At 61.1% G+C, this 19,576-nt stretch carries 15 protein-coding genes, 1 tRNA gene and 4 pseudogenes; 7 read left to right on the top strand and 13 right to left on the bottom strand.

What is annotated here, in order from left to right; genetic code table 11:
• From A2I95_RS22110 to ectA, 9 genes are all read right to left on the bottom strand, one after another.
• The coding region (locus tag A2I95_RS22110) for an ABC transporter ATP-binding protein (protein WP_291733327.1) at window positions 1–692 on the bottom strand (692 nt) is incomplete at its 3' end.
• On the bottom strand, window positions 692–1,591 hold the full coding sequence (locus A2I95_RS22105; protein ID WP_291733324.1) for an iron chelate uptake ABC transporter family permease subunit: 900 nt from the start codon (window positions 1,589–1,591) through the stop codon (window positions 692–694). The genes A2I95_RS22105 and A2I95_RS22110, both read right to left, overlap by 1 nt.
• On the bottom strand, window positions 1,588–2,133 hold the full coding sequence (locus tag A2I95_RS22100; protein ID WP_291733322.1) for an iron chelate uptake ABC transporter family permease subunit: 546 nt from the start codon (window positions 2,131–2,133) through the stop codon (window positions 1,588–1,590). The genes A2I95_RS22105 and A2I95_RS22100 overlap by 4 nt, the downstream gene beginning before the upstream one ends.
• Before the next feature lies 1 nt (window position 2,134).
• Window positions 2,135–3,211, bottom strand: coding sequence for an ABC transporter substrate-binding protein (locus A2I95_RS22095; RefSeq protein WP_291733320.1), 1,077 nt, complete (start codon window positions 3,209–3,211; stop codon window positions 2,135–2,137).
• Window positions 3,212–3,926: 715 nt separating this feature from the next.
• Window positions 3,927–5,306 (bottom strand): PLP-dependent aminotransferase family protein, encoded by a 1,380-nt coding sequence (locus A2I95_RS22090; protein ID WP_291733318.1) that lies wholly within the window; start codon window positions 5,304–5,306, stop codon window positions 3,927–3,929.
• A 63-nt stretch (window positions 5,307–5,369) separates the two neighbouring features.
• Window positions 5,370–6,806 carry an aspartate kinase gene (locus A2I95_RS22085; RefSeq protein WP_291733315.1) on the bottom strand — a complete coding sequence of 479 codons (1,437 nt, stop codon included), beginning with the start codon at window positions 6,804–6,806 and terminating at the stop codon, window positions 5,370–5,372.
• Between the two features lie 31 nt (window positions 6,807–6,837).
• The gene (locus A2I95_RS22080; protein WP_027257580.1) at window positions 6,838–7,230 is read right to left on the bottom strand and encodes an ectoine synthase; all 393 of its coding nucleotides are present in this window, start codon (window positions 7,228–7,230) and stop codon (window positions 6,838–6,840) included.
• Window positions 7,231–7,233: 3 nt separating this feature from the next.
• The gene (ectB, locus tag A2I95_RS22075; RefSeq protein WP_291733312.1) at window positions 7,234–8,523 is read right to left on the bottom strand and encodes a diaminobutyrate--2-oxoglutarate transaminase; all 1,290 of its coding nucleotides are present in this window, start codon (window positions 8,521–8,523) and stop codon (window positions 7,234–7,236) included.
• Between the two features lie 62 nt (window positions 8,524–8,585).
• Entirely contained in the window at window positions 8,586–9,116 is a 531-nt protein-coding gene (gene ectA / locus A2I95_RS22070; RefSeq protein ID WP_291733310.1) for a diaminobutyrate acetyltransferase, read from the bottom strand.
• 214 nt (window positions 9,117–9,330) lie between these two features.
• On the opposite strand from ectA, the gene A2I95_RS22065 reads away from it, so the two are divergent.
• Window positions 9,331–9,807, top strand: a complete 477-nt coding sequence (locus tag A2I95_RS22065; protein ID WP_291733308.1) for a MarR family transcriptional regulator — start codon at window positions 9,331–9,333, stop codon at window positions 9,805–9,807.
• Window positions 9,808–10,519: 712 nt separating this feature from the next.
• Here A2I95_RS22065 and A2I95_RS22055 read toward each other — a convergent pair.
• From A2I95_RS22055 to A2I95_RS22045, 3 genes and pseudogenes are all read right to left on the bottom strand, one after another.
• A pseudogene (locus A2I95_RS22055) lies at window positions 10,520–10,874 on the bottom strand (transposase); the annotation flags it as partial.
• A gap of 637 nt (window positions 10,875–11,511) precedes the next feature.
• Window positions 11,512–11,588: transfer RNA gene (locus tag A2I95_RS22050), tRNA-Arg, on the bottom strand.
• A gap of 265 nt (window positions 11,589–11,853) precedes the next feature.
• A pseudogene (locus tag A2I95_RS22045) lies at window positions 11,854–12,439 on the bottom strand (transposase); the annotation flags it as partial.
• Between A2I95_RS22045 and A2I95_RS22040 the strand changes: the two are divergent.
• Window positions 12,438–12,668: pseudogene (locus A2I95_RS22040) on the top strand (integrase core domain-containing protein); the annotation flags it as partial. The pseudogenes A2I95_RS22045 and A2I95_RS22040 overlap by 2 nt on opposite strands.
• A 285-nt stretch (window positions 12,669–12,953) precedes the next feature.
• On the opposite strand, the gene A2I95_RS22035 reads toward A2I95_RS22040, so the two are convergent.
• Entirely contained in the window at window positions 12,954–13,430 is a 477-nt protein-coding gene (locus tag A2I95_RS22035; protein ID WP_291733304.1) for a GNAT family N-acetyltransferase, read from the bottom strand.
• A gap of 370 nt (window positions 13,431–13,800) precedes the next feature.
• Here A2I95_RS22035 and A2I95_RS22030 point away from each other — a divergent pair.
• From A2I95_RS22030 to A2I95_RS22010, 5 genes and pseudogenes are all read left to right on the top strand, one after another.
• Window positions 13,801–14,795 (top strand): annotated as a pseudogene (locus A2I95_RS22030) (IS5 family transposase).
• Window positions 14,796–14,956: 161 nt separating this feature from the next.
• Window positions 14,957–16,381, top strand: coding sequence for a methyl-accepting chemotaxis protein (locus A2I95_RS22025; protein WP_291733302.1), 1,425 nt, complete (start codon window positions 14,957–14,959; stop codon window positions 16,379–16,381).
• Between the two features lie 112 nt (window positions 16,382–16,493).
• Window positions 16,494–17,246 carry a carboxyltransferase domain-containing protein gene (locus A2I95_RS22020; RefSeq protein ID WP_291733300.1) on the top strand — a complete coding sequence of 251 codons (753 nt, stop codon included), beginning with the start codon at window positions 16,494–16,496 and terminating at the stop codon, window positions 17,244–17,246.
• Window positions 17,243–18,274 carry an urea amidolyase gene (locus tag A2I95_RS22015; protein WP_291733298.1) on the top strand — a complete coding sequence of 344 codons (1,032 nt, stop codon included), beginning with the start codon at window positions 17,243–17,245 and terminating at the stop codon, window positions 18,272–18,274. The genes A2I95_RS22020 and A2I95_RS22015 overlap by 4 nt, the downstream gene beginning before the upstream one ends.
• Window positions 18,271–19,044 carry a LamB/YcsF family protein gene (locus A2I95_RS22010; RefSeq protein WP_291733296.1) on the top strand — a complete coding sequence of 258 codons (774 nt, stop codon included), beginning with the start codon at window positions 18,271–18,273 and terminating at the stop codon, window positions 19,042–19,044. The genes A2I95_RS22015 and A2I95_RS22010 overlap by 4 nt, the downstream gene beginning before the upstream one ends.
• The last annotated feature ends 532 nt before the right edge of the window (window positions 19,045–19,576 follow it).

Genomic DNA, 19,576 nt, shown 5'->3' with positions numbered 1-19,576 from the left:
ACAATTTCACTGGGGCGGCCTTGGCAGAAGACACGGCCGTCCTTGAGGACGATCACATGGCTGGCAAAGCGCGCCGCCAGGTTGATGTCATGCAGAACCATGGCCACTGTGCGGCCGGTCTCCCGATTCAGTTTCTGCACCAGCTTCAGCAGCTCGATCTGATGCGGCAGGTCCAGATAGGTGGTCGGTTCATCCAGCAGCAGGATTTCGGTGTCTTGGGTCAGCGCCATGGCAATCCAAGCGCGCTGGCGCTGGCCGCCGGACAGGCTTTCCAGCGGTCGCCTGGCCAAGGATGCCATGCCGGTCAGCTCCAGTGCCTGTTTCACCGCAGCTGCATCCTGTTTGGACCATTGCCGGAGTGCCGATTGATAAGGGGGGCGCCCCCGTGCTGCTAGGGCCCGTACCGTCAGCCCCTCGGGTGCAGAGGGGGATTGCGGCAGGGGTGCCAGCTTTCGGGCAACTGCACGGCTGCGCTGGCGGTGTATCGCTTTGCCGTCCAGCACAACCTGGCCGCTGCCGGCGGGCTGCAGCCGGGCCAGCGACCTCAGCAAGGTGGATTTGCCGCAGCCGTTGGCGCCGGCAATCACCGTCAGGGCGCCGTCGGGGATTTCTGCACTGAGATGATCCAGCACAGGCGCGCGGGCATAAGCGACCGAGAGCGCTTCGGCATGAAGGCGGGCAGTTGCAGGCATCAGATGGCTCCTTTGCGGACATGCGCGGCCAGCAGCCACAGCAAAAGCGGTGCGCCGATCAGTGCTGTAAATACACCCACGGGCAGCTGGACCATGGGCAGCGCGCAGGCGGCACTGTCTGCCAGCAGGGTAATCAGCGCACCGCTGGCCGCGGCCCCCAGCAGTGCAGACTTGCCGCCTGGTATCAGGCAGCGGGCGATCGGATCGGCGGCAAAGGCCACAAACGGCAGCGGCCCGACGGTGCTGACGGCAAGTGCGGCCAGCAGGATGCCGGTTGCTGTCACCGCCAGGTGCAACCGTGTCAGGGGCAGTCCCAGGCTGGTTGCGATGCCATCGTCCATCGCCAGCCTGGCCAGCGGGAAATGCAGCCACAGCGCCAGCGGCGCCAGCACTGCCAGCCCGCTCCAAACCAGCACCGCATCTTGCCAGGTGCGGGCACTCAAAGAGCCGGTCAGCCACTGCGCCATGTCGGCGGCGCTCAGTACATCCATGCTGCTGATCAGCAGATCAGCAGCGCCGGGCAGGGCCATGCCGCCGGTCAGGATCATCACGCACAGCGCGCCGCAACTGGCGCCTGCGTTGAAACCGATCACATCCGGGGCTGCCAGCGGGTTGCGCATCATCACCTGAAACATCGCCCCCGACAGGCCAAAGGCCGCTCCGGCACCCAGCGCGGTCAGAATGCGCGGCAGCCGGTGGTCCAGCACAATCATTTGCTGCGGGGGGCTGCCGTCTCCCCAAAGCACGCCCAGGATCTGCGCAAGACTGAGCGGGTAGCTGCCGGTCGCCAGAGCAAGACCTGCTGCCGCCAGCAGCACTATGCCCAGGCCAAGGCCTGTCAGAACGCCTTGGCGGGAGATTTGCAGCAACAGGCTGGAAATGCGCAGGGTCCAGATCATAGGCTGCGCACTCCGTTGCGGCGCACCAGCCAGATCAGCGCCAGGAACAGGGCGCTGACGGCCGCCCCGGCCAGCACTTGCGGCAGCGGGCTGGTCCGGTTGCCGCCGCCCAGCAGGAGCACCAGAACCGCCGCTGCCACGGCACCGCCAAGGGCCGCCCAGACAAAATCGGCGGGATCGGTGATGCCTAGCACCAGGACGCACAGCGACGCGCCGCCATTGATGCCCAGCAGGCCGGGATCCGCCAGAGGGTTGCGTGTCAGGCCTTGGATCAGCGCGCCGGACAGCCCAAGCGCAGCCCCTGTCAGCAGCGCAGCCCCGAGCCGGGGCTGCCGCATTTGCCGGATCACAATGTGATCGGCGCTGGTCACATCATATGCCGTTAGCGCGTCCCGGATACCGCTCCAGCCCACAGTCCGTACGCCAAAGCGCAAGGCTGCGGCGCTAAGCGCTGCCAGCGCAAGCACCGCCAGGGCCAGCCTGACCCGGCGTAGGCTGATCCGGGACAGAGAAGAGTGGCGGGCAAGGCTGGTGTGCGTCATCCTAAAGCCCTTCCGGCAGCAGGCCGGCCTCTGCCATGCCGGGCACCTGCGTGGCGGGACCCCCTTCCATCGCGGCCTCCAGCAGCGGCACCAGATGGTCCAGCGCACAATCCAGGCTCAGCGGGCTGGAATGCGACAGCGCCGTTGCCAGCAGATAGCCGGCGTGGATCTCGCGCCCGTCCCGGTAGGCCCGCATGGTGCGGCGCAGCGGCATCCGCGCCAGTTGCTGAGCAGATCCGCCCGAGCCGAGCCAGATCAGAACATCGGCGTCGATGGGGGAGGGGTCCTCTGCCGGGATCATCACATAGGTTCTGTTCAGCGGGCCGCGGCCATTGACAGCCACGGGCACTTGAAACCCCAACGCCTCCAGCAGGCGGCTGCGGATGTCGCGGCTGGTATAGGCTGCGTTCTGGCCGGCCCAGGCCAGGGCGGCGCTGGCGCTTTCCCGCTCGGGATGCTCCTGGCGGATGGCGGATACCCGGGTCCCGATCCGGGTGATGATGGCCTCGGCGTGTCCGGAGGTTCCCGTAGCGGCGCCAAGCGTGCGCAGCATCTCCTGCCAGGGCGTGCCATTGGGGCCATACTCAGACCGTGGCGCGATGGTCGGGGCAATGCGCGACAAATGCGCGTAGTCGCGCCAGGTCATGCCGGACCACTGGCCAACGATCAGGTCCGGCTCCATCGCCGCGATCTTCTCGAAATCGATTTCGCCTTGAAATACCGCCGGGCGGGCGTCTCCCAGCGCATCATGGCCCCAAGGCCACACGCCCCAGGGCCACACGCCGGAGGGGTCGTTGCCATACCATTTGCGTAGGGCAATTGGCGTCTGGCCCGAGGCCAGCAGAAAATCATGTCCGATAAAGCTGACAGAGACGATGCGCTCGGGTTTGGCTGGCACAGTGACCAAGCCGAACTGGTGCTGTATTTCAACCGGAAACGTATCTGCTGCTGCGGGCAGAGCGGTGGCCAGCAGCATGACCGCCGCCTGTGCAGCCGTTCCGGTTGCCCGGCGCAGCAGGCCAGAGCAGACCGGCTGCACGGGGTTGGCACCTGGCGGTTTCAGCCACAGCCTCAGCATCACAACATCTCTCCAGCCGGCTGCCTCAGGATTTCCTGCAGGCCATGTTCTTTGGGGGTGGCTGGACTGGCGGCGGAATAAATTGATCCGCCAATGTCTTGCTGAATTGCACCCGTATGGCGCGCGGGAAGCCGTAAGAAATCTGAGTTGTTTTGTCAAGAATGTTTCGCGCGCCAGCAGACCCTGTCTGCTGGCTGACTTTACTTTATTGTGCGCCGGTGTCCGGACCGCGCGGAGTCCGGAAGCACCTGCCGGGGCTGTGCGGGCGCTCTCCCAGGGGCAGCGTTCAAAGCCGCCTTGGAATTGGCATACTGCTTTCGGATTGGGCTGAACCATTCTGCCATGAAACGCTTGCGCTTTTCGGCGTCCTGATACACTAACAAACTAGGTCCCAGCTGGATTGGCTGTTTCGAGCTTGCCACGCCGATGAATTCCGCAGACGGGGCCGGAACGGGTAATCAGCACCCGGCGGCTGCGACCAGGCTGCAGTGGCCAGATGGTCGACGAAGCTCTGCGCCAGATCAGGCTGCCTGCCGCCGCTCAACAGCACCGCAGACCGCACCATAAAATGGGAGTAATCTTCCGGGTCAATGACAATGAGTTTGTCTGCCAGATCCTGCCGGGCCCTTGCGTAGCCGCGCGGTACCAGTCGCCGACGACCTTCTTTGAGTCATAAGAATACCAGGCGCGCCAGAGCGCAGCGGAGGCGCGGCCGCTAGAACGCAAGATGAGGCAAGCTTTGTGGTTGCAGTTTTACAAGAGCTGCGATCAGCTCCAAGCCCTTGCGGAACTGGCTTTCCGCTTGAACCGTGCCTAAGGAAATGCGTATTGCGCTTGGTGAGCATGTTCCAGAGGGAAGAAATGGCACGTCAGACATAACGTCTATTTGCATCTGGCGCGCATAGTGCGAAAAGCCGGAGGAGCTCCATCCCTCGGGCAGCGGCAGCCAAAGATGCTGCGCAGAAGGGTGCCCGGTCCAGGGTATCCCATGCAATACCCTACAGGCGATGCGGTAGCGGCTTTTCAAAGCTTTCCCCTGCCAGTCTGCAATCTCCAGCGCTGTGCCGTCCAATACCCAGTGGCTGGCCAGTTCCTGCATTATGGGCGTACCCGCCCCCCCGAAACTCAGCAGACGGCCCGTCAGGGAAGGGAGCAGATGGCTTGGCGCTGCCATGTATCCGGCCTGCAGTCCGGTCATAAGGCATGCGCTGAAAGCTGACATATAGACGGAACGCTCTGGAACCAGCGCTGACACCGGCGGCGGGCGATCCTTTGCTACAGGGCCAAGCGGATCATCTTCAATGATGTAAAGACCATGGTTTTCCGCAATTCGGGCCAGTTCCCTGCGCCGGTCTTCCGGCATCATAACCGGCACCGGATTTGCCAATGTTGGCAACAAAAACAGGACTTTAGCGCCGGACGCCCGGCAGGCGTCCTCCAATGCATCCGGCAGAATGCCAAACGAGTCCGTTTCCAGTCCTGAAAGTTTCAATCCCAAATAGGAACAGCCGGAAACGAGCAGATTATGAGTGATACTGTCTGACAATACGGCGTCGCCAGGGCGGGTCAAAGCGGACAGCGCAACGGACATTCCGTGGCTGCCGCCGTTTGTCACGAGAATCCGTTCCGGGGCGGCAGCAAGACCGCAGGCTGCCAGCCACTCTGCCCCTGCCGCGCGGTGGGTATCGTTTCCGGAGTGAGAACCGCAATCCTGCAGGGCTGAAGGATTCAGGTCTGCCGTGAGTTCCTGCAATGACAGCTGGAACCGCTTATTGTGTTCTTTGTTGCGAATGGGGCGGGAGGTGGAGAAATCATACCCTTCTTCGAGTTCGGTTTTTTGCGGAGCCGCGTGCGGTTCGGGAGCGCTGACATAGCTGCCCCGGCCAACCTGTCCGTCAATCAGGTTCTGCTTGCGCAAGCTCTCGTAGGCTTTGCTTACGGTGTGAACGCTCAGCCCAAGCCGGTCTGCCATTTTGCGATGCGGCGGAAGCCGGGATCCCGCGGGGAGTTTCTCCGTCAGAATGGCCTGCTCAATGGCAACTGCCAGGCTGGCATGCAGGGGCGATTGAAGCGTTTCGGGATCAGGATACCACATTGCCGTTCCTCAATCCTGGCCGCAGGGCCAAGACGACGGAGCGCCACAGGCCCAGCCGCCTGCTCACGCCGCTTTTGCTTTTGCAGCCCGGCCGGGTTCCGGAAAAAGCGCCCTGTGCAAAACCGTGACCGCTGTTTCCGCCGAGGTCCGTGGCACCGCAAATTGAACATCGACATTGCGCGGTGTCTGATGCGCGGCGATCACCTCGACACCTGCCTGGTCAAAGGCCGCTAGCCCGCGATGCAGAACCCGCACTCCTGACAGGTCGCGCCCGATGGCTGAGACGATGGACAGCGCCCGCGCGCTGACTTGGGCGGACGGATAGGCGCGTTCCAGATCATTCACCACACGGCGCACTGTCTTCAGCGAGGCCTCGACATAGTGGGTGATGGTATTGGCGTTCGAGCTTTTGGAAACGATGCGGACGCGGTGGCGGCGCAGCGCCTCCAGCACGGTGGCATCGTAGCCTTTGACGCCGACCATGTCCTGCTCAAACAGTTCCAGCGCAACAACATCAAGGCTGGTCACGATTTCAACGGCGGGGATTTTCGCAGGCCGGCCGTCGATGAGGGTGCCGGGATCGGACGGCTCAAAGGCATTGGTGATGCGCAGGGCCACTTTTGACTGGCGCAGGATCTTGGCGGCATTCGGGTGAATGGCTTCCATCCCCATGTTCGACAGCTGGTCGGCCACATCGTAATTCGTGTGCCCCAGTTTGCGCACAGCTTTCGTGCCCACCAGCGCCGGATCTGCGGATGACAGGTGGAACTCCTTGTGGATGATCGCCTCTTTCGCCTTGGTGTATGCCGAGATGGTGGAAAATGTGACTTCGGAATACCCGCGGTCATATTCGCGCATCAGGCCCTCGCGGCACTGGGCGTAGCCGGTGACAATAGGCAGTTCCGATCCAAGGTCGAGAGTGCAGAGGCCGCCAGTGATCCGCTCCTCAAGCGAGCATTCGCTGTCATCGCGCCAGCCGCTGAGGTCGATAAACCGCGCATTCACACCGGCGCGCTGCAGCATCAGGGTTGTCACAAAGGCGGAATGCGCCTCGCCCAGGCCGGACAGCAGCTCGCGCACCAGCATCATCTGGCTCGACAGGCGGAAATGGCCGTAAGAGCACAGGCGCTGCAGGTCGAACAGGCAGCTGCGGGCCCCCTCGATGCGGTCGCGCACAAAATCTTCCGCTTGCGCCCGGTCGGCAGGATTGTCCAGGACGCCATTGTGGACCCTGGCCATCGCTTCACCTGCGCGGCTCAGCGCATCAAGCCAGCCATGATCATTGTCATCATTGGCAAACAGGGCATAGACGCCGGGTTCACCCGATTTCTTGTGCTCCAGCAGCAGGTTGGTGATCCCGCCGAAGGCCGAGACCACAAAAATGCGGTGGTAGAGCGAAGAACCGGTGCGGGCGCCGATGATGAGCGTGTCGCGCAGTTCGCAGATACGGCTCATCGAGGTGCCGCCGATCTTCTCGACGGTGTGTTCGGGAAATTTCACAGGGTATCCCCCGGCTTGCGCCGGGGCCTCTTCAGGTGGATTCCAGCGCGTAGGAGCCGTCTTCGCGGTGCACTTCGCTGCCGGTCACCGGCGGGTTGAAGACGCAGGCCATGACCAGTTCTTCCTCAGCCCGCAGGGTGTGGCGGTCGTTTTTGTCCAGCGCGTACATGACGCCGGGCCGGATCAGGTGGGTTTCACCGGTGGCCAGATCGGTGATCGAGCCTGTCCCCTGCATGCAGTAAACGCTCTCGAAGTGGTTCTTGTATTCGAACGTGTGTTCGGATCCGGCCTCAAGAAAGGTGATGTGGAAGGAAAACCCCATCCCGTCCTGCTCCAGCAGCATCCGGACCGAAGACCATTTTGCATCCGATACAACGCGGTTTCGGTCACTTTTGATAATGTCGTTATAGTCGCGAACAATCATGTCTTACTCCGCTGCAAATTTGCTTGAGTCCGTCACACCGCGGACCGCGCTGCGCAGGATATTCAGACCCTTCACAAAGGTCTCCTCGGGCGTGGTCAGGGGGGCCAGAACCTTGACCACCTGGTCCTCGTTGCCGGAGGTTTCGATGATCAGGCCGTCCTTGAAAGCGCGGGCGCAAATGCTGGCCGCCAGTTCACCGGAGCCGACGTCCAGGCCCTGCATCATGCCGCGCCCCTTGAGCGTGGCGCCGGGGATCAGCCCGGCCATTTCTTCCAGGGCGGCCGTCAGAAGCCGGGCCTTGGCGGCGACACTCTGCTGGAACTGGCCGTCTGCCCAGAACTTGCTGACCGCCACCCGGGCGGTGACAAAGGCATGGGTGTTGCCGCGGAAGGTGCCATTGTGCTCGGCCGGGCCGAAGATGTCATGCGCGGGGCGTACCAGCATCAGCGCCATCGGCAGTCCAAAGCCCGAAACCGATTTCGCCAGCGTCACGATGTCCGGCATGACCCCCATGTCCTCAAACGAGAAGAAGCCTCCGGTGCGGCCGCAGCCGGCCTGAATGTCGTCGACGATCAGCAGCGCACCGTGCTCCTTGGCCAGCGCGGCGATGCGCTGCACCCATTCGGGGCTGGCTGCATTCAGGCCGCCTTCGCCCTGTACGGTTTCCAAGAGGATAGCAGCCGGCGCGTCAACGCCGCTGGAGCGGTCATCAAGCATTGCCTCGAGGTAATCAGCGGTATCAGCGCCGCCTGGGAAATAGCCGTCATAGGGCATCCGGGTCACACCGTTCAGCGCCGTTCCGGCACCGCCGCGGTGATAGCTGTTGCCCGTTGCCGCCAGGGCGCCCAGGGTGACGCCGTGAAAACCGTTGGTAAAGGCGATCACATTGGTGCGGCCGGTCACTTTGCGGGCTAGTTTCAGCGCCGCTTCCACGGCATTGGCACCGGTCGGGCCGGTGAACATGACCTTGTGATCCATGTTGCGCGGCCGCAGGATGTGCTGGTCGAAGGCGTCCAGAAACTCTGCCTTTGCGTCAGTGTGCAGGTCCAGGCCGTGGGCGATGCCATCGGAGGAGATGTGCTCGATCAGGGCCGCCTTCATGTCCGAGTCGTTATGCCCGTAGTTGAGCGACGAGCAGCCGGCAAGGAAGTCGATGTAGCTGATTCCCTTGTCGTCGGTCAGCTCAGAGCCGCTGGCCCTGGTGAAGACCGCATCGAAGCCGCGGCAATAGCTGCGCGTTTCGGATTCACGGCGTTTGAAAATAGAAATTTCGGCTGACGTGTCAGTCGGCATTGTGTGTCCTCTTGGAATTAGGCTGGCCAGAACGGGCAATCGCCACATGGGTGAAAACGCCCTTACGCCGCTTTTTGGGCGGCCTCAGATAAGTCGATCGTGACCATGTGCTCGGTGCTCTGGCGGTCACGGAAATGCTGGGCCTGAGAAAAGTAGGGCTGGTTCGTTAATGGCGCGCTCCGGTTGGCTGCGAAGCTGTGGAACAATGCCCAGGACGCTCTGTTTTCCTGGGTGATGGTTGTTTGCAGCCGTTTGATGTTTTCACAGGCCTTACGGCGCAGCAGGCCGCTCAGCATCAGCGAGCCGAGCCCGGTTCCGCGGGCCTTTTCCGACACCGCCACCTGCCAGACAAACAGCGTGTCCGGATCGTTGGGCAGGACGTAGGCAGAAACCCAGCCGGCAATTACGCCATTGATCTCGGCAACCACGCAGGTTTCGCTGAAATGATCGCACTGGATCAGATTGCAGTACATCGAGTTTTCGTCGAGCGGCTTGCATTCGCGTACCAGCTCCCAGATTCCGGCTCCATCTTCCGCTGCGGGTTCACGCAGTGCAGGTGTTGCTTTCCGGAAAAACTCTAACGCATGTCGCATCTGTCTCGGCGCCTCCATTTAATTTGATTGGCTAAGTAACATCCCAGTATGAAGCTTTCAAGGTGGCGTCGTGAAATGCGTCAATGTGTCGTTTTTCTGCATTTATTACGTGATCACCCCTATGGGTTAAACCTTACATGCTTCGCCTATCGAAGTAAAAACCATAAAAATCGCACTTCTTGATTATCCCTCCAAGCTCTGCCAGAAACTGAAGATGGACCGTATTGATGCCAGCCTGATAGCCCTGCGCCGAATTTTGCGCGCAACCGATCTGTTCGGACGTGAGCTTGCCCAGTCTGTGGAACTGACGGCGCCGCAGTTCCGTGTGCTGCAGATCATCGCAGGCAGTGCGCATTGCACGGCCAAGGCAATCTCGCAGCAGATGCGGATTTCCCAGGCAACCGTGACTTCGCTGGTCGACAAGCTGGTGCGCAAAGAGATGGCCGTGCGTGAAAAGTCGCAGACCGACCGGCGTCAAACCAATATATCTGTCACTGCAAAAGGCCGTCAGGCAATTGTGGAAGCCCCTGACCCCCTGCAGCAACGGTTCGTCCGCAAGTTTGAAGCGATGGAAGATTGGGAGCAGGCGGCGCTGATCGCGGCGCTGGAGCGCGTAGCGGCCATGCTGGACGCGGAAGACATTGATGCGGCGCCGGTACTGGATACCGGCGAAAGCCTGACGACTTCGTGAATCTGTAACTTTTCTGCCTCTGCTGATGGGCTAGCAGAATGTTGAAGTTATGCGGAGGGTGCCTCGGGGCCGCCGCAGTCCGATGGAAAAATGAGTGTGGTCTTCTCCGGCTCATAGCTTGTAAACCAGCTGAAAATGAGGACGCAGACCGCTCCTTCGCGCTATGGCAAAACAATGCCCGCTATTGGAAATCGGTCCGGACTTTGCAAAGCGGGCGTTTTCGCAAGCACTAAATCGCTCCGCGATAGGGGCTCTGTGTGGCTGGCGTTGCACAGAAGCGGGATTTATTTCGCGGTTTTCGAGGCCGGGTGTGTGCTGTTGATCGAGGTGATTCGGCCTGGGTTGACAGGGGATTGTCCCATGACCATTCAGCGTCCTGCTTCGCCCCCCTTCGCGCGCGCATGACCGCGGATATGTTGGCACGCAATTTCGGACCGGCGTCGCAGACCAGCCACTTGCGGGCCTGTAAGCGGTTTGCCTCCTGGCTCGGGCGGTCTCCGGAGGCAGTCACACCGGATGACTTGAAGCACTTCCAGCCGCACCTGATCAAGAGCGGGACGAATATCTGTACGCACCCCGGTTCGGCGCAACCGGTCGGTCCAGGCGAACGACGTGAACTGGCTGCCCTGGACGCCCTTCTAACAGTCAAGGGCCGATTTGGTTTGCCCAATCTCAAGATGCCTTCGGCGTAGGCTGTAGAAGACTTCACGGGCATGCCGTCCCTGCTTTTCGGTGAGACGGTTCGCACGCCAGCGAAGGCAGCGTGTGCGGCATTGATGGCATCGAAATTATCGTCTTTCCCACGGCGACGCCGATCACTTTTGTCCGGTGCTGTGACCTCCAAAACCGTGATACCAGCGGCTTGCAGGTAGCGGTGCAAGTCCGCGCCATAGGTGCCGGTGCATTCGATACCCACCCGGTCAACGGCGCCGAAGGACAGCACCCATACCAGCATCTTCTTGCAGCCCTGACTTGTGCTGGCAAAGGATTTATTCGCTATGACCCGGTCATGGACATCGACGATAGCTGCAAAGTGCAAGTCTTTATGTATCGACACCGGCAACAATCCAGGGCTGATCTACGCTTTGATCTTTGGGCAGACTGACCTCCGATATTCGACTGAATTGACCCCGCAAAGGCAACCGGTTGCCTGGGCAAGACAGTAAGGCGACAAAGCGTCAGGCCCTTCTTGGGTCACATGCGCCGTTGAGGCGGGAACCTCTCCGCCCGGTGCTCGCAGGCCGCCGCCGGGTCCAGGGAAAGACACGGGCGAATCTGGTCGATCGGTGTTTGGGTCAGGAAGCCTGAACGCCAAACCGGCTTGCCAGATCAACGGCCGTTCGCTCGCCTTTCAATGCCTCAAGCGCAACCTTGGCCTTGAACTCAGGCGAGTGGTTCTTCCGTTTCGGCATCTGCTGATCTCCTCCTCGTCGAAGATCAGCAGACAGCAAATCGTAGCTTACGTCAGTGTCCGAATTTCAGGGAGAAGCTCATTTCCGGCGAGGAGCAGTTTCCAGAACTGAAGTCTGTGAAAAGCCTGATCTATGCTCAGGCGCGTGCCAAAGCTTCTCACTGGTGGTCGACGTTGGACGTTGCAGAAAGGAACAGCCAAATCGTAGATCTTGCAGAGTACTAATTTTGGCCGGGGTCAGATTCTAGCAACCGGATGACGACGCTCTAACTACTGCTAAGACTTTGATTTTGTGGCGGCCCCGGAAGAACTCGAATCCTCAACCTGCCGATTAGAAGTCGGCTGCTCTATCCAGTTGAGCTACGGGGCCTAACCACGAGAATTTGTCTACCAGATGCAAATTTCAAAGAAAAGTGCTATACGGTTTTTTCGAATGTTCAAAGCACCATGAAGCACGTTCTGTTACTCCTAACCGATGATAGCATGGCCAAACGCCTCTACTCTTCGAGCATTAGAATAGCAAAGTGAGTAAAGTGGGGCTGTTTTTTCTTGGCGTGCAGGAGTTCGGAAATGAGCTACTCCCTGGGTCACGTCCGTCAAGCTGGTGTAATTTCCCAGATGGCCTGAGGTCATGATCAGGCGGCTTGGGATGATAGGCTGAGAATGGGATCCGTCTCCTCTGCGTCGATTTCGGCGAAGGCCTCGACCATCATGTAGCGGCTGGCGGTCTGCCATTCGTCATTCTGCTCGCACAGCACCGCGCCGATCAGGCGAATGATGGACGCCTCGTTCGGAAAGATCCCGGCGATGTCGGCGCGCCGCTTCACTTCCTTATTCAGACGTTCGATCGGATTGGTGCTATGCAACTTGGTGCGGTGCTGGCGCGGGAGTTCGCGCCGGTCCGCCGCAGGCGGCAAACCGCCCGGGGGACGGTTTGAGGCAAGAACGGGCGGAGCCCATATAGGCCAGAACATCGTGCTCGCTTTCGTCCATAAGACCGGCCAGCTTGGGCCATCGCCCGCGGAGCTGGCCGGCCACGCGGCGCCAGGTTTCCCCGGCGGATGCGCGGTCAGGCTGATCGAAGGTCTGCCGGATTGCCGCGGCAACGACCGTGTGCTGGCCGCGGGACACATGCGCGAGGGCGTTGCGCATCCAGTGAACGCGGCAGCGCTGCCAAGTGGCCTCGAACACCCGTTCAATAGCCGCGCGCAAGCCGTTGTTCCTCGATAATATCTTCGGCGAACGGCTCTGGCGGTCCCTGAAATACGAATGCGTCTACCTGCACGCTTGGGAGACCGGGTCAGAAGCGAAGGCAGGTGCTGGTTGCCGGATCGAGTTCTACAACCGAAAACGTCCCCATTCCGCACTTGGCGGCAAACCGCCAGCCGTGGTCTATTGGCTGAGAAATGACGAAACCAAACCCGGTCAGCAGGAGCACAGAGTAGCTTAATTTACGTCCGAACCTGTCCAACGATTGGGGAGTAGCTCGCCCCCGACCTGAGAATTAGAAGTTCCCTGCTCTAATCCAGCTGAACTAACGGCCCGCTCTTGTCCCGGCTGTATCAGCCAAATCCCTCGCCATGTCAACTTGGTAGAGAAGTGGGATGCCTGCCTTGAAAATTTGGTTATTTTCAAATGAGTTCCCGACTTGGTAGGTGATAGCGTGCTATTTCTACTCTATCCGGTTGAGCTAAGGGGCCGCTTGGCGCCGGTTATGACAGACAGGTGCCAGGGGTCAAGCCGCTGTGTGCAAGTCCAGATGCATGAATACCGACCAAGGATCCTCTGCGTAGTCTCCAAAGGGCTCGCATTGCCGAAAACCAAAGGATTCATACAGTCTACGCGAGGGCAGAAAATCTTTCGTGGAACCGGTCTCCAGGAAGAGGCCTGTAGCCTCTTCCTTGCGGGAAAACTGCAGCAGGAATTCCAGCATTGCGCGCCCTGCTCCACTGCCGCGGGCCTCGGACACAGTGTGCATGGATTTCAGTTCGCGCGCGCCGCCGTCCAGCAGTTTCAGCGCCCCCATGGCAACCGCCTTGCCGCCTTGGCGCAGCAGAAAGAACTGTACATCAGGGCCTTCAAGGCCGCTTGTATCCAGCGCGTGGCAGCTTTCTTGCGGCGATTGTGCCGCCATTTGCGAAAGATGCCGCCGGATCAGGGCTGAAGCTTCCGGCCCGGCCGGGTTCTCCGGGCTGATCTCAAAGCGGGGCATGATGTGGTGCAACTCCTGCTCACGAGGGCGCGAATCCAATTTTCGCCTTTTGGTCAACACAAGACAGCCATCCTGCGCCCACCAGTGTCAAGGCATGGCGGTGCTTTGCCCTTGCGTCGAAATCAGCCCGGAAGTGCGATGCCTTTGGCATGGCTGCCAAAACGATGCAGCCGCGCAGGCGGGGGTGTTGCCGGGTGCCGGTGATTTTCGGACGCGGCGCCGCAAAAGCGCTGCGGACCAGGTGCCGGTCAGTTGCCAGGGAGAGGGAATTCAACAATCCGCCAATAGCGGTCAACCATATCGACGAGGCTTTGTTGCACAACTCGGTTGAGGGATTCACTGCATGAATCCAGCATGATAGCTGGGCAGCATGAGCAGTTGGGCCCCGACAAAGTACAAGGCCAAGAACTGGCCGGACTACAACACAGCGCTGAAGCAGCGCGGTTCACTGTCGATCTGGTTTGACCCTGAGATGGTCTGGTTGCCGCCGCCGAGCGGCAAGCGTGGGCGGCAACAGAGTTTCAGTGATGCGGCGATCCAGGCGTGCCTGACCCTGAAGGTGCGGTTCGGATTGCCTCTGCGTCAGACGGCGGGCTTTGTCGAAAGCCTTTTACGGCTGGTTGGACTGAATTGGGCGGTGCCGGATTACAGCACATTGAGCCGCCGTCAAAAGACGCTGAGCGTGAGCCTTCCGTATCGCGGCGGAACCGGTCCGCTGAACCTTCTGATCGATAGTACAGGCATCAAATCCGAGGGCGAAGGCGAGTGGAATACCCGCACGCATGGAGGTCCAAAACGCCGGATATGGCGCAAGATACGTATCCCTTGCCCGGCAGGCGAATGGCACATTCGCCGAGAGGGGGATCGACGAGGGAACACTGGAGTTTCGGGCCGTCGAGGTCACGGCCAGCAACGTCAGTGACGCTCCTATGCTGCCGGAGTTGCCCGACCAAATCCTGCCCGATCAGGACATCGGGTCAGTGACCGCAGATGGTGCCTATGACACGCGCAAATGCCATGATGTGATTGCAGCGCGAGGAGCACATGCGGTCATCCCGCCGCGCAAAAACGCCAAACCATGGAAGCCCACAAGTGCCGGAGCCATCGCCCGCAACGATGCGGTCGATGCGTCGCGCTATCTCGGCCGAACCATCTGGAAACGGTGGAGTGAATACCATCGCCGAAGCCGCGTCGAGATATGAGGAAGATCATTTTCCCGACGATTGGATGCACTGCGTAAAGCTGCTGGGGCAAAGCCTCATGGCGAGGGGCTTCGACCGGCACGTCGCGGAAATCCAGATCCGCGTTGCCGTGCTCAACCGTTACACCGTCCTTGGCATACCTGTCACAGAGCCCGCAGGGTAAGCCCGTCCGGGGAAAGGGGGAGTGCGTTCAGCTCCGGATTTGGGCAACAAAGCTCTTGGCGCAGTTAAAACGCAACTCTCCGGGGCGTTAAGAATTTTCTGTTGGCTTTACGATACTCTTGGCGCGAGCCATCGAGAATCAGGAACGCGCGGGGAAATTCATTGTTTTTCAAATTCAAATCGTCCAAGCCCGTGGAGCAGGACAGCGGTGCCAGGATTATTGCGGAAATGGTCGACCGCACCCAGGCAACCATCCAATTTAAACCGGACGGTACGATTCTGACTGCAAACGGCAATTTTCTTGCTGCATTGGGATACCGGCTGGAAGAAGTCACGGGTCGGCATCATTCGATGTTTGTGGCTCCTGAAATTGCCGGGGGTGCGGAATACAAGTCATTCTGGAAAGACCTGGCCGCTGGCCGTGTGTTCACGGACCAGTTCCCGCGGGTGACCAAGGATGGCGCCACCATTTGGATCCAGGCGACCTATGCTCCGGTTGAAAATGCGGATGGCACAGTTGAAAGGGTGGTCAAAGTGGCCACAGATGTAACAGTGCGCCGTCTCGGGCTGCAGGAAATCGCCAAGGGGCTGGATGCGATGAGCCAGGGGGATCTGGGCTTCCGGGTCAAACTGTCCGATCAGGCGGACATCGCCGCGCTGGGTGAGGCGTTCAATCGCTCGGCGGAGCAGCTTGGAACAGCGATGGGCGCCGTGACGCAAGTTTCCGAAGCTGTCGGGCGCACTGCGGAAGAGATTTCCAAGTCCGCCAGCGACCTGTCTCAGCGAACCGAGAGCCAGGCTGCGACGCTGGAGGAAACCGCAGCAGCCATTGAAGAGCTGACCGGCACGGTGCATTCCTCGGCGGAGGGCGCAGAGAAGGTGGAGGGTATCGTCAGCGAGGCCCAGACTGCCGCGGAACGCAGCGGCAGGGTTGTTTCGGACGCAGTGGCGGCGATGTCGCAGATCGAGAATTCATCCGAGGAAATCGCCAAGATCATCGGGATGATCGACGATATCGCCTTTCAGACCAACTTGCTGGCGCTGAATGCCGGGGTTGAAGCCGCCCGGGCAGGGGAAGCAGGCCGTGGTTTTGCGGTCGTTGCCTCAGAAGTGCGGGCGCTGGCACAACGGTCCGCGGGGGCGGCTGGCGAGATCAAGCAGCTTATCGGTCAAAGCAAACAGCAGGTGGCCAGCGGTGTGGATCTGGTTGGCAGAACCGGAGCGGAGCTGAAGCAGATCATTGACAGTGTGGGGAATATTTCCACCCACATCGGCGGGATTGCCGCTGGCGCCAAGGAACAGGCGACATCGCTGAGCGAGATCAACCTTGGTGTTTCACAGCTGGATCAGGTGACCCAGCAGAATGCCGCGATGGTTGAGGAAACCTCGGCCGCCAGCCAGTTGCTGTCCGCGGACGCCAGCCAGCTGACCCGCGAAGTGTCGAAGTTCAGCTCCACAGGCAACCCGGCCCCGGTTGCGGATGTGGTGGCCTTCCAGCGCCCGGCGGCAACAGCGCCTGCGGCACAAGGCGCCGGCGGTTTTGATGCAGAGACGCTGCCTGCGGCGCAAGGGTGGGATGATTACTGAAACCGGCTTGCGGTTGTTGCCTTGGGCAGCGGTAAGTTTTTCTATGAATTGACGTGTTGACACTCCCCGTCTGCGCCGCAACGCTTGCGCACAAAAATGACGGGGTGAAAACATGAACAGCCAGGAGGCGCCAGCCTATCCGCTGGTCCGGCGGGCCGGGTTGAACGGCATGCTGGTAAGCTTTGACAGCAGCCTTAGCGAGGCCTCGAACCGCGCCGCGCTGGCGTTTGGCAGTGCGGTGGAAGCGCTGCCGCTTGAAGGGGTTGTAGAGACCATGGCCTCTTTGGCCTCGGTCTTTGTCCGTTTTGATCCTGCTGATCTGCGGCATGAGGCGCTGGAGGCTGCGTTGGAAACCCTTCTGACGGCCCGAAACTGGTTGCAGGCGCCGTTGCCGGCCGGGCGCCGGTTCTGGCGGGTGCCCACAGTATATGGTACCGATCTGGCACCCCAGCTGGGAGAAGCAGCCGATGCCGCGGGTCTGAGCGAGGCACAGGCCATTGAAAGCCTGGGTGCCGCCCGGGTGCGGGTGCTGACCATCGGCTTTGCCCCCGGCCAGCCTTACCTCGGGTCGTTGGGGCCGGAATGGAACCTGCCGCGTCAGACTGAACTGACACCGATGGTGCCGCGCGGCGCGCTGGTGCAGGCGATCAGCCAGTTCGTCTTGTTCTCCAATCCGGCGCCGACCGGCTGGCGCCATGTGGGTCAGACCGGGCTGACCCTGTTCCAGCCGGGGGCAGCGCAGCCCTTTGCATTGCGCCCCGGCGATGAGATGCAGTTTGAGCCGGTCTCCAAACCGGACTTTCTGAAACACTGCGAGGATGAACCGCTGCTTGGCGGCGCCGTCGTCGCGGAGATCGCAGCATGAGCGGCCTCAAGATACTGCGGATCGGCCCGGCAGCTTCGGTTCAGGATACGGGGCGGCCCGGTTTGCTGGGGCAGGGGGTGTCGCAGGGCGGCGCTGCAGACCCGCTGGCCTTGGCCGAAGGGGCAGCGCTGTTGCGGCAGGATCCCGGATTGGCGGCCTTGGAAATGGGGGGCATGGGCGGCGAGTTCGAAGCAACCGGCCCCCTGCGCATTGCCCTGACCGGCGCACCGATGGCGGCAACGCTGGAGGGGGAGCCGCTGGCCTGGAATGCGTCGCACGGGATGGAGGCGGGCCAGCGCCTGTCTATTGGTGCCGCCCGCCGCGGTGTTTATGGCTATCTGCATCTTGGCGGCGGGGTCGCATCCGAGCCGCTGCTGGGCTCCCGCGCCGTGCATCTGATGGCCGGGCTGGGCCGGGCGGCCGCAGCCGGGGACCTGCTGCCTGCCGGTTCGGACCGGCATAGTGAAACAGGTCTGGTGCTGGCTGCCGAGGACCGTTTTCAAGGCGGCGAATTGCGTATTGTCGAAAGTTTCCAAAGCTGCCTGTTTCCAGAACCTGTCCGCACCCGGTTCGCGGCCACGGCTTTCAGGCGCGGCGGCCGTGCCAACCGGATGGGGGTGGAAATGGTCTCGGACGGCGAAGGCTTTGCCGCTGACGGCCAGCTCAATATCCTGTCCGAGGTGATCCTGCCAGGTGACGTGCAGATGACCGGTGACGGCAAGCCCTTTGTGCTGCTGCGCGAATGCCAGACAACGGGCGGCTATCCGCGGATCGGTACCGTCCTGCCCTGTGATTTGCCCAAGGCGGCGCAGGCCCAGGCCGGGGCTGCGCTGCGGTTCTGCTGGATCGGATTGGAACAGGCGCTGGAAATTCAGGCTAAGTATGAGAAGTCTTTAAAAGGGCTGCCCGCAGCTTGCCGCCCGCTGGTCCGCGATCCGGCTGCCTTGCGGGACTTGTTATCCTATCAACTGATCAGCGGGGCCGTCTCTGCGGAGGCTGACCCTTTTGCAACGGGAGAGACCGCATGACCAAGACCGTCGATCTGAACGCTGATATGGGCGAAAGCTTCGGCCCCTGGACCATGGGGGATGACGCGGCGCTGCTGGGCATCGTTTCCTCGGCCAATATAGCCTGCGGATTTCACGCAGGCGATCCGGATGTGATGGCCCGGACCATGGCGATGGCGCATGAGAACGGCGTCGGGATCGGCGCCCATCCTGGTTTTCCGGATTTGCAGGGCTTCGGGCGGCGCAAGATGCATGTGCCGCATGACGCGCTTGCCAACATGATCCGCTACCAGCTGGGCGCAGCGCAGGGCATGGCGCGGGCTGCCGGAACCCAAGTACGGCACCTGAAACTGCACGGGGCGCTGTCCAACATGGCCTGCACCGATCACGCGATGGCACGGGCCTGCTACGAGGCAGCACTGGAGGTGGATCCGGACATCATCATCATGGTGCTGGCGGCCACGGCCATGGAAGAGGCGGTGCGCCGTCTCGGCTGCAACTGGTGCGGTGAGATCTTCGCCGACCGTGCCTATAATGATGACGGCACGCTGGTCGACCGTTCCCTGCCGGGCGCTGTCATTCATGACCCGGCCCTGGCCGGTCCGCGCATTCTGCAAATGGTGGACGAGGGCGCTATCATCACCGAAAGCGGTAAACGCATTCCCGCCTCGATCGATACCATCTGCCTGCATGGGGATACGGCGGAAGCGGTGCAGCTGGCCCAATCGGTCCGCACCAGCCTGACGGAAGGCGGGATCATGATCCGGCAATTCACCGGGCGCAGGGGCTAAGCAGCGCTGGCGGGGTGTAATCAGTTGCCTCAGCCGGGAGGGTCGCCTGGCTCAAGGGCGTCGTTGGGTGTTTTCAAGAAAAAACTATGGAATCGGATGTCTGAGTTGAAGAGAAACTGCCGGTTGCGACTCGCGGAACCCTGCCCCTCTTGTGTGCTTCGGTGGTGGAACCCCAACATCTAGCGAGAGGTGACCCTCAAGCCATCGCGCCTGTCGCGCCTATGCCGGGCGAATTGCCGGAAAACAGCAAGCCGGCCATCTTTTTTGTACATGTAAGTTATTGAAAAACATCAAACTTCACGAATAATTTGCAAAAAGTCATGCAAACGTCAAAAAAGGGCTTGCGGGTTGTTGGGAGTAACCTTAGAACCCCCTTCACCGGCAGCGACGAGATGCTGCTGAGATACACCGGACGGGACGGCGGGAACGCAGGACGGGACGGGAAACGCGGCGGAGAGACGCTGGGACGCCTGGAGAGACAGGGACGGGCCGGAGAGGCGGCCGGACGCTCAGGAGAGACTGGGTCATTTGG

The organism is Leisingera sp. F5, assembly GCF_001593695.1.
This window is presented reverse-complemented; position numbering and strand designations above follow the sequence as displayed.

Bases quoted from the DNA above. Each gene is read 5' to 3' on its own strand.
- A2I95_RS22105 (WP_291733324.1), bottom strand. From the start codon at position 1,591: ATGATCTGGACCCTGCGCATTTCCAGCCTGTTGCTGCAAATCTCCCGC.
- A2I95_RS22100 (WP_291733322.1), bottom strand. From the start codon at position 2,133: ATGACGCACACCAGCCTTGCCCGCCACTCTTCTCTGTCCCGGATCAGC.
- A2I95_RS22095 (WP_291733320.1), bottom strand. From the start codon at position 3,211: ATGCTGAGGCTGTGGCTGAAACCGCCAGGTGCCAACCCCGTGCAGCCG.
- A2I95_RS22090 (WP_291733318.1), bottom strand. From the start codon at position 5,306: ATGTGGTATCCTGATCCCGAAACGCTTCAATCGCCCCTGCATGCCAGC.
- A2I95_RS22080 (WP_027257580.1), bottom strand. From the start codon at position 7,230: ATGATTGTTCGCGACTATAACGACATTATCAAAAGTGACCGAAACCGC.
- ectB (WP_291733312.1), bottom strand. From the start codon at position 8,523: ATGCCGACTGACACGTCAGCCGAAATTTCTATTTTCAAACGCCGTGAA.
- ectA (WP_291733310.1), bottom strand. From the start codon at position 9,116: ATGCGACATGCGTTAGAGTTTTTCCGGAAAGCAACACCTGCACTGCGT.
- A2I95_RS22065 (WP_291733308.1), top strand. From the start codon at position 9,331: ATGGACCGTATTGATGCCAGCCTGATAGCCCTGCGCCGAATTTTGCGC.
- A2I95_RS22035 (WP_291733304.1), bottom strand. From the start codon at position 13,430: ATGCCCCGCTTTGAGATCAGCCCGGAGAACCCGGCCGGGCCGGAAGCT.
- A2I95_RS22020 (WP_291733300.1), top strand. From the start codon at position 16,494: ATGAACAGCCAGGAGGCGCCAGCCTATCCGCTGGTCCGGCGGGCCGGG.
- A2I95_RS22015 (WP_291733298.1), top strand. From the start codon at position 17,243: ATGAGCGGCCTCAAGATACTGCGGATCGGCCCGGCAGCTTCGGTTCAG.
- A2I95_RS22010 (WP_291733296.1), top strand. From the start codon at position 18,271: ATGACCAAGACCGTCGATCTGAACGCTGATATGGGCGAAAGCTTCGGC.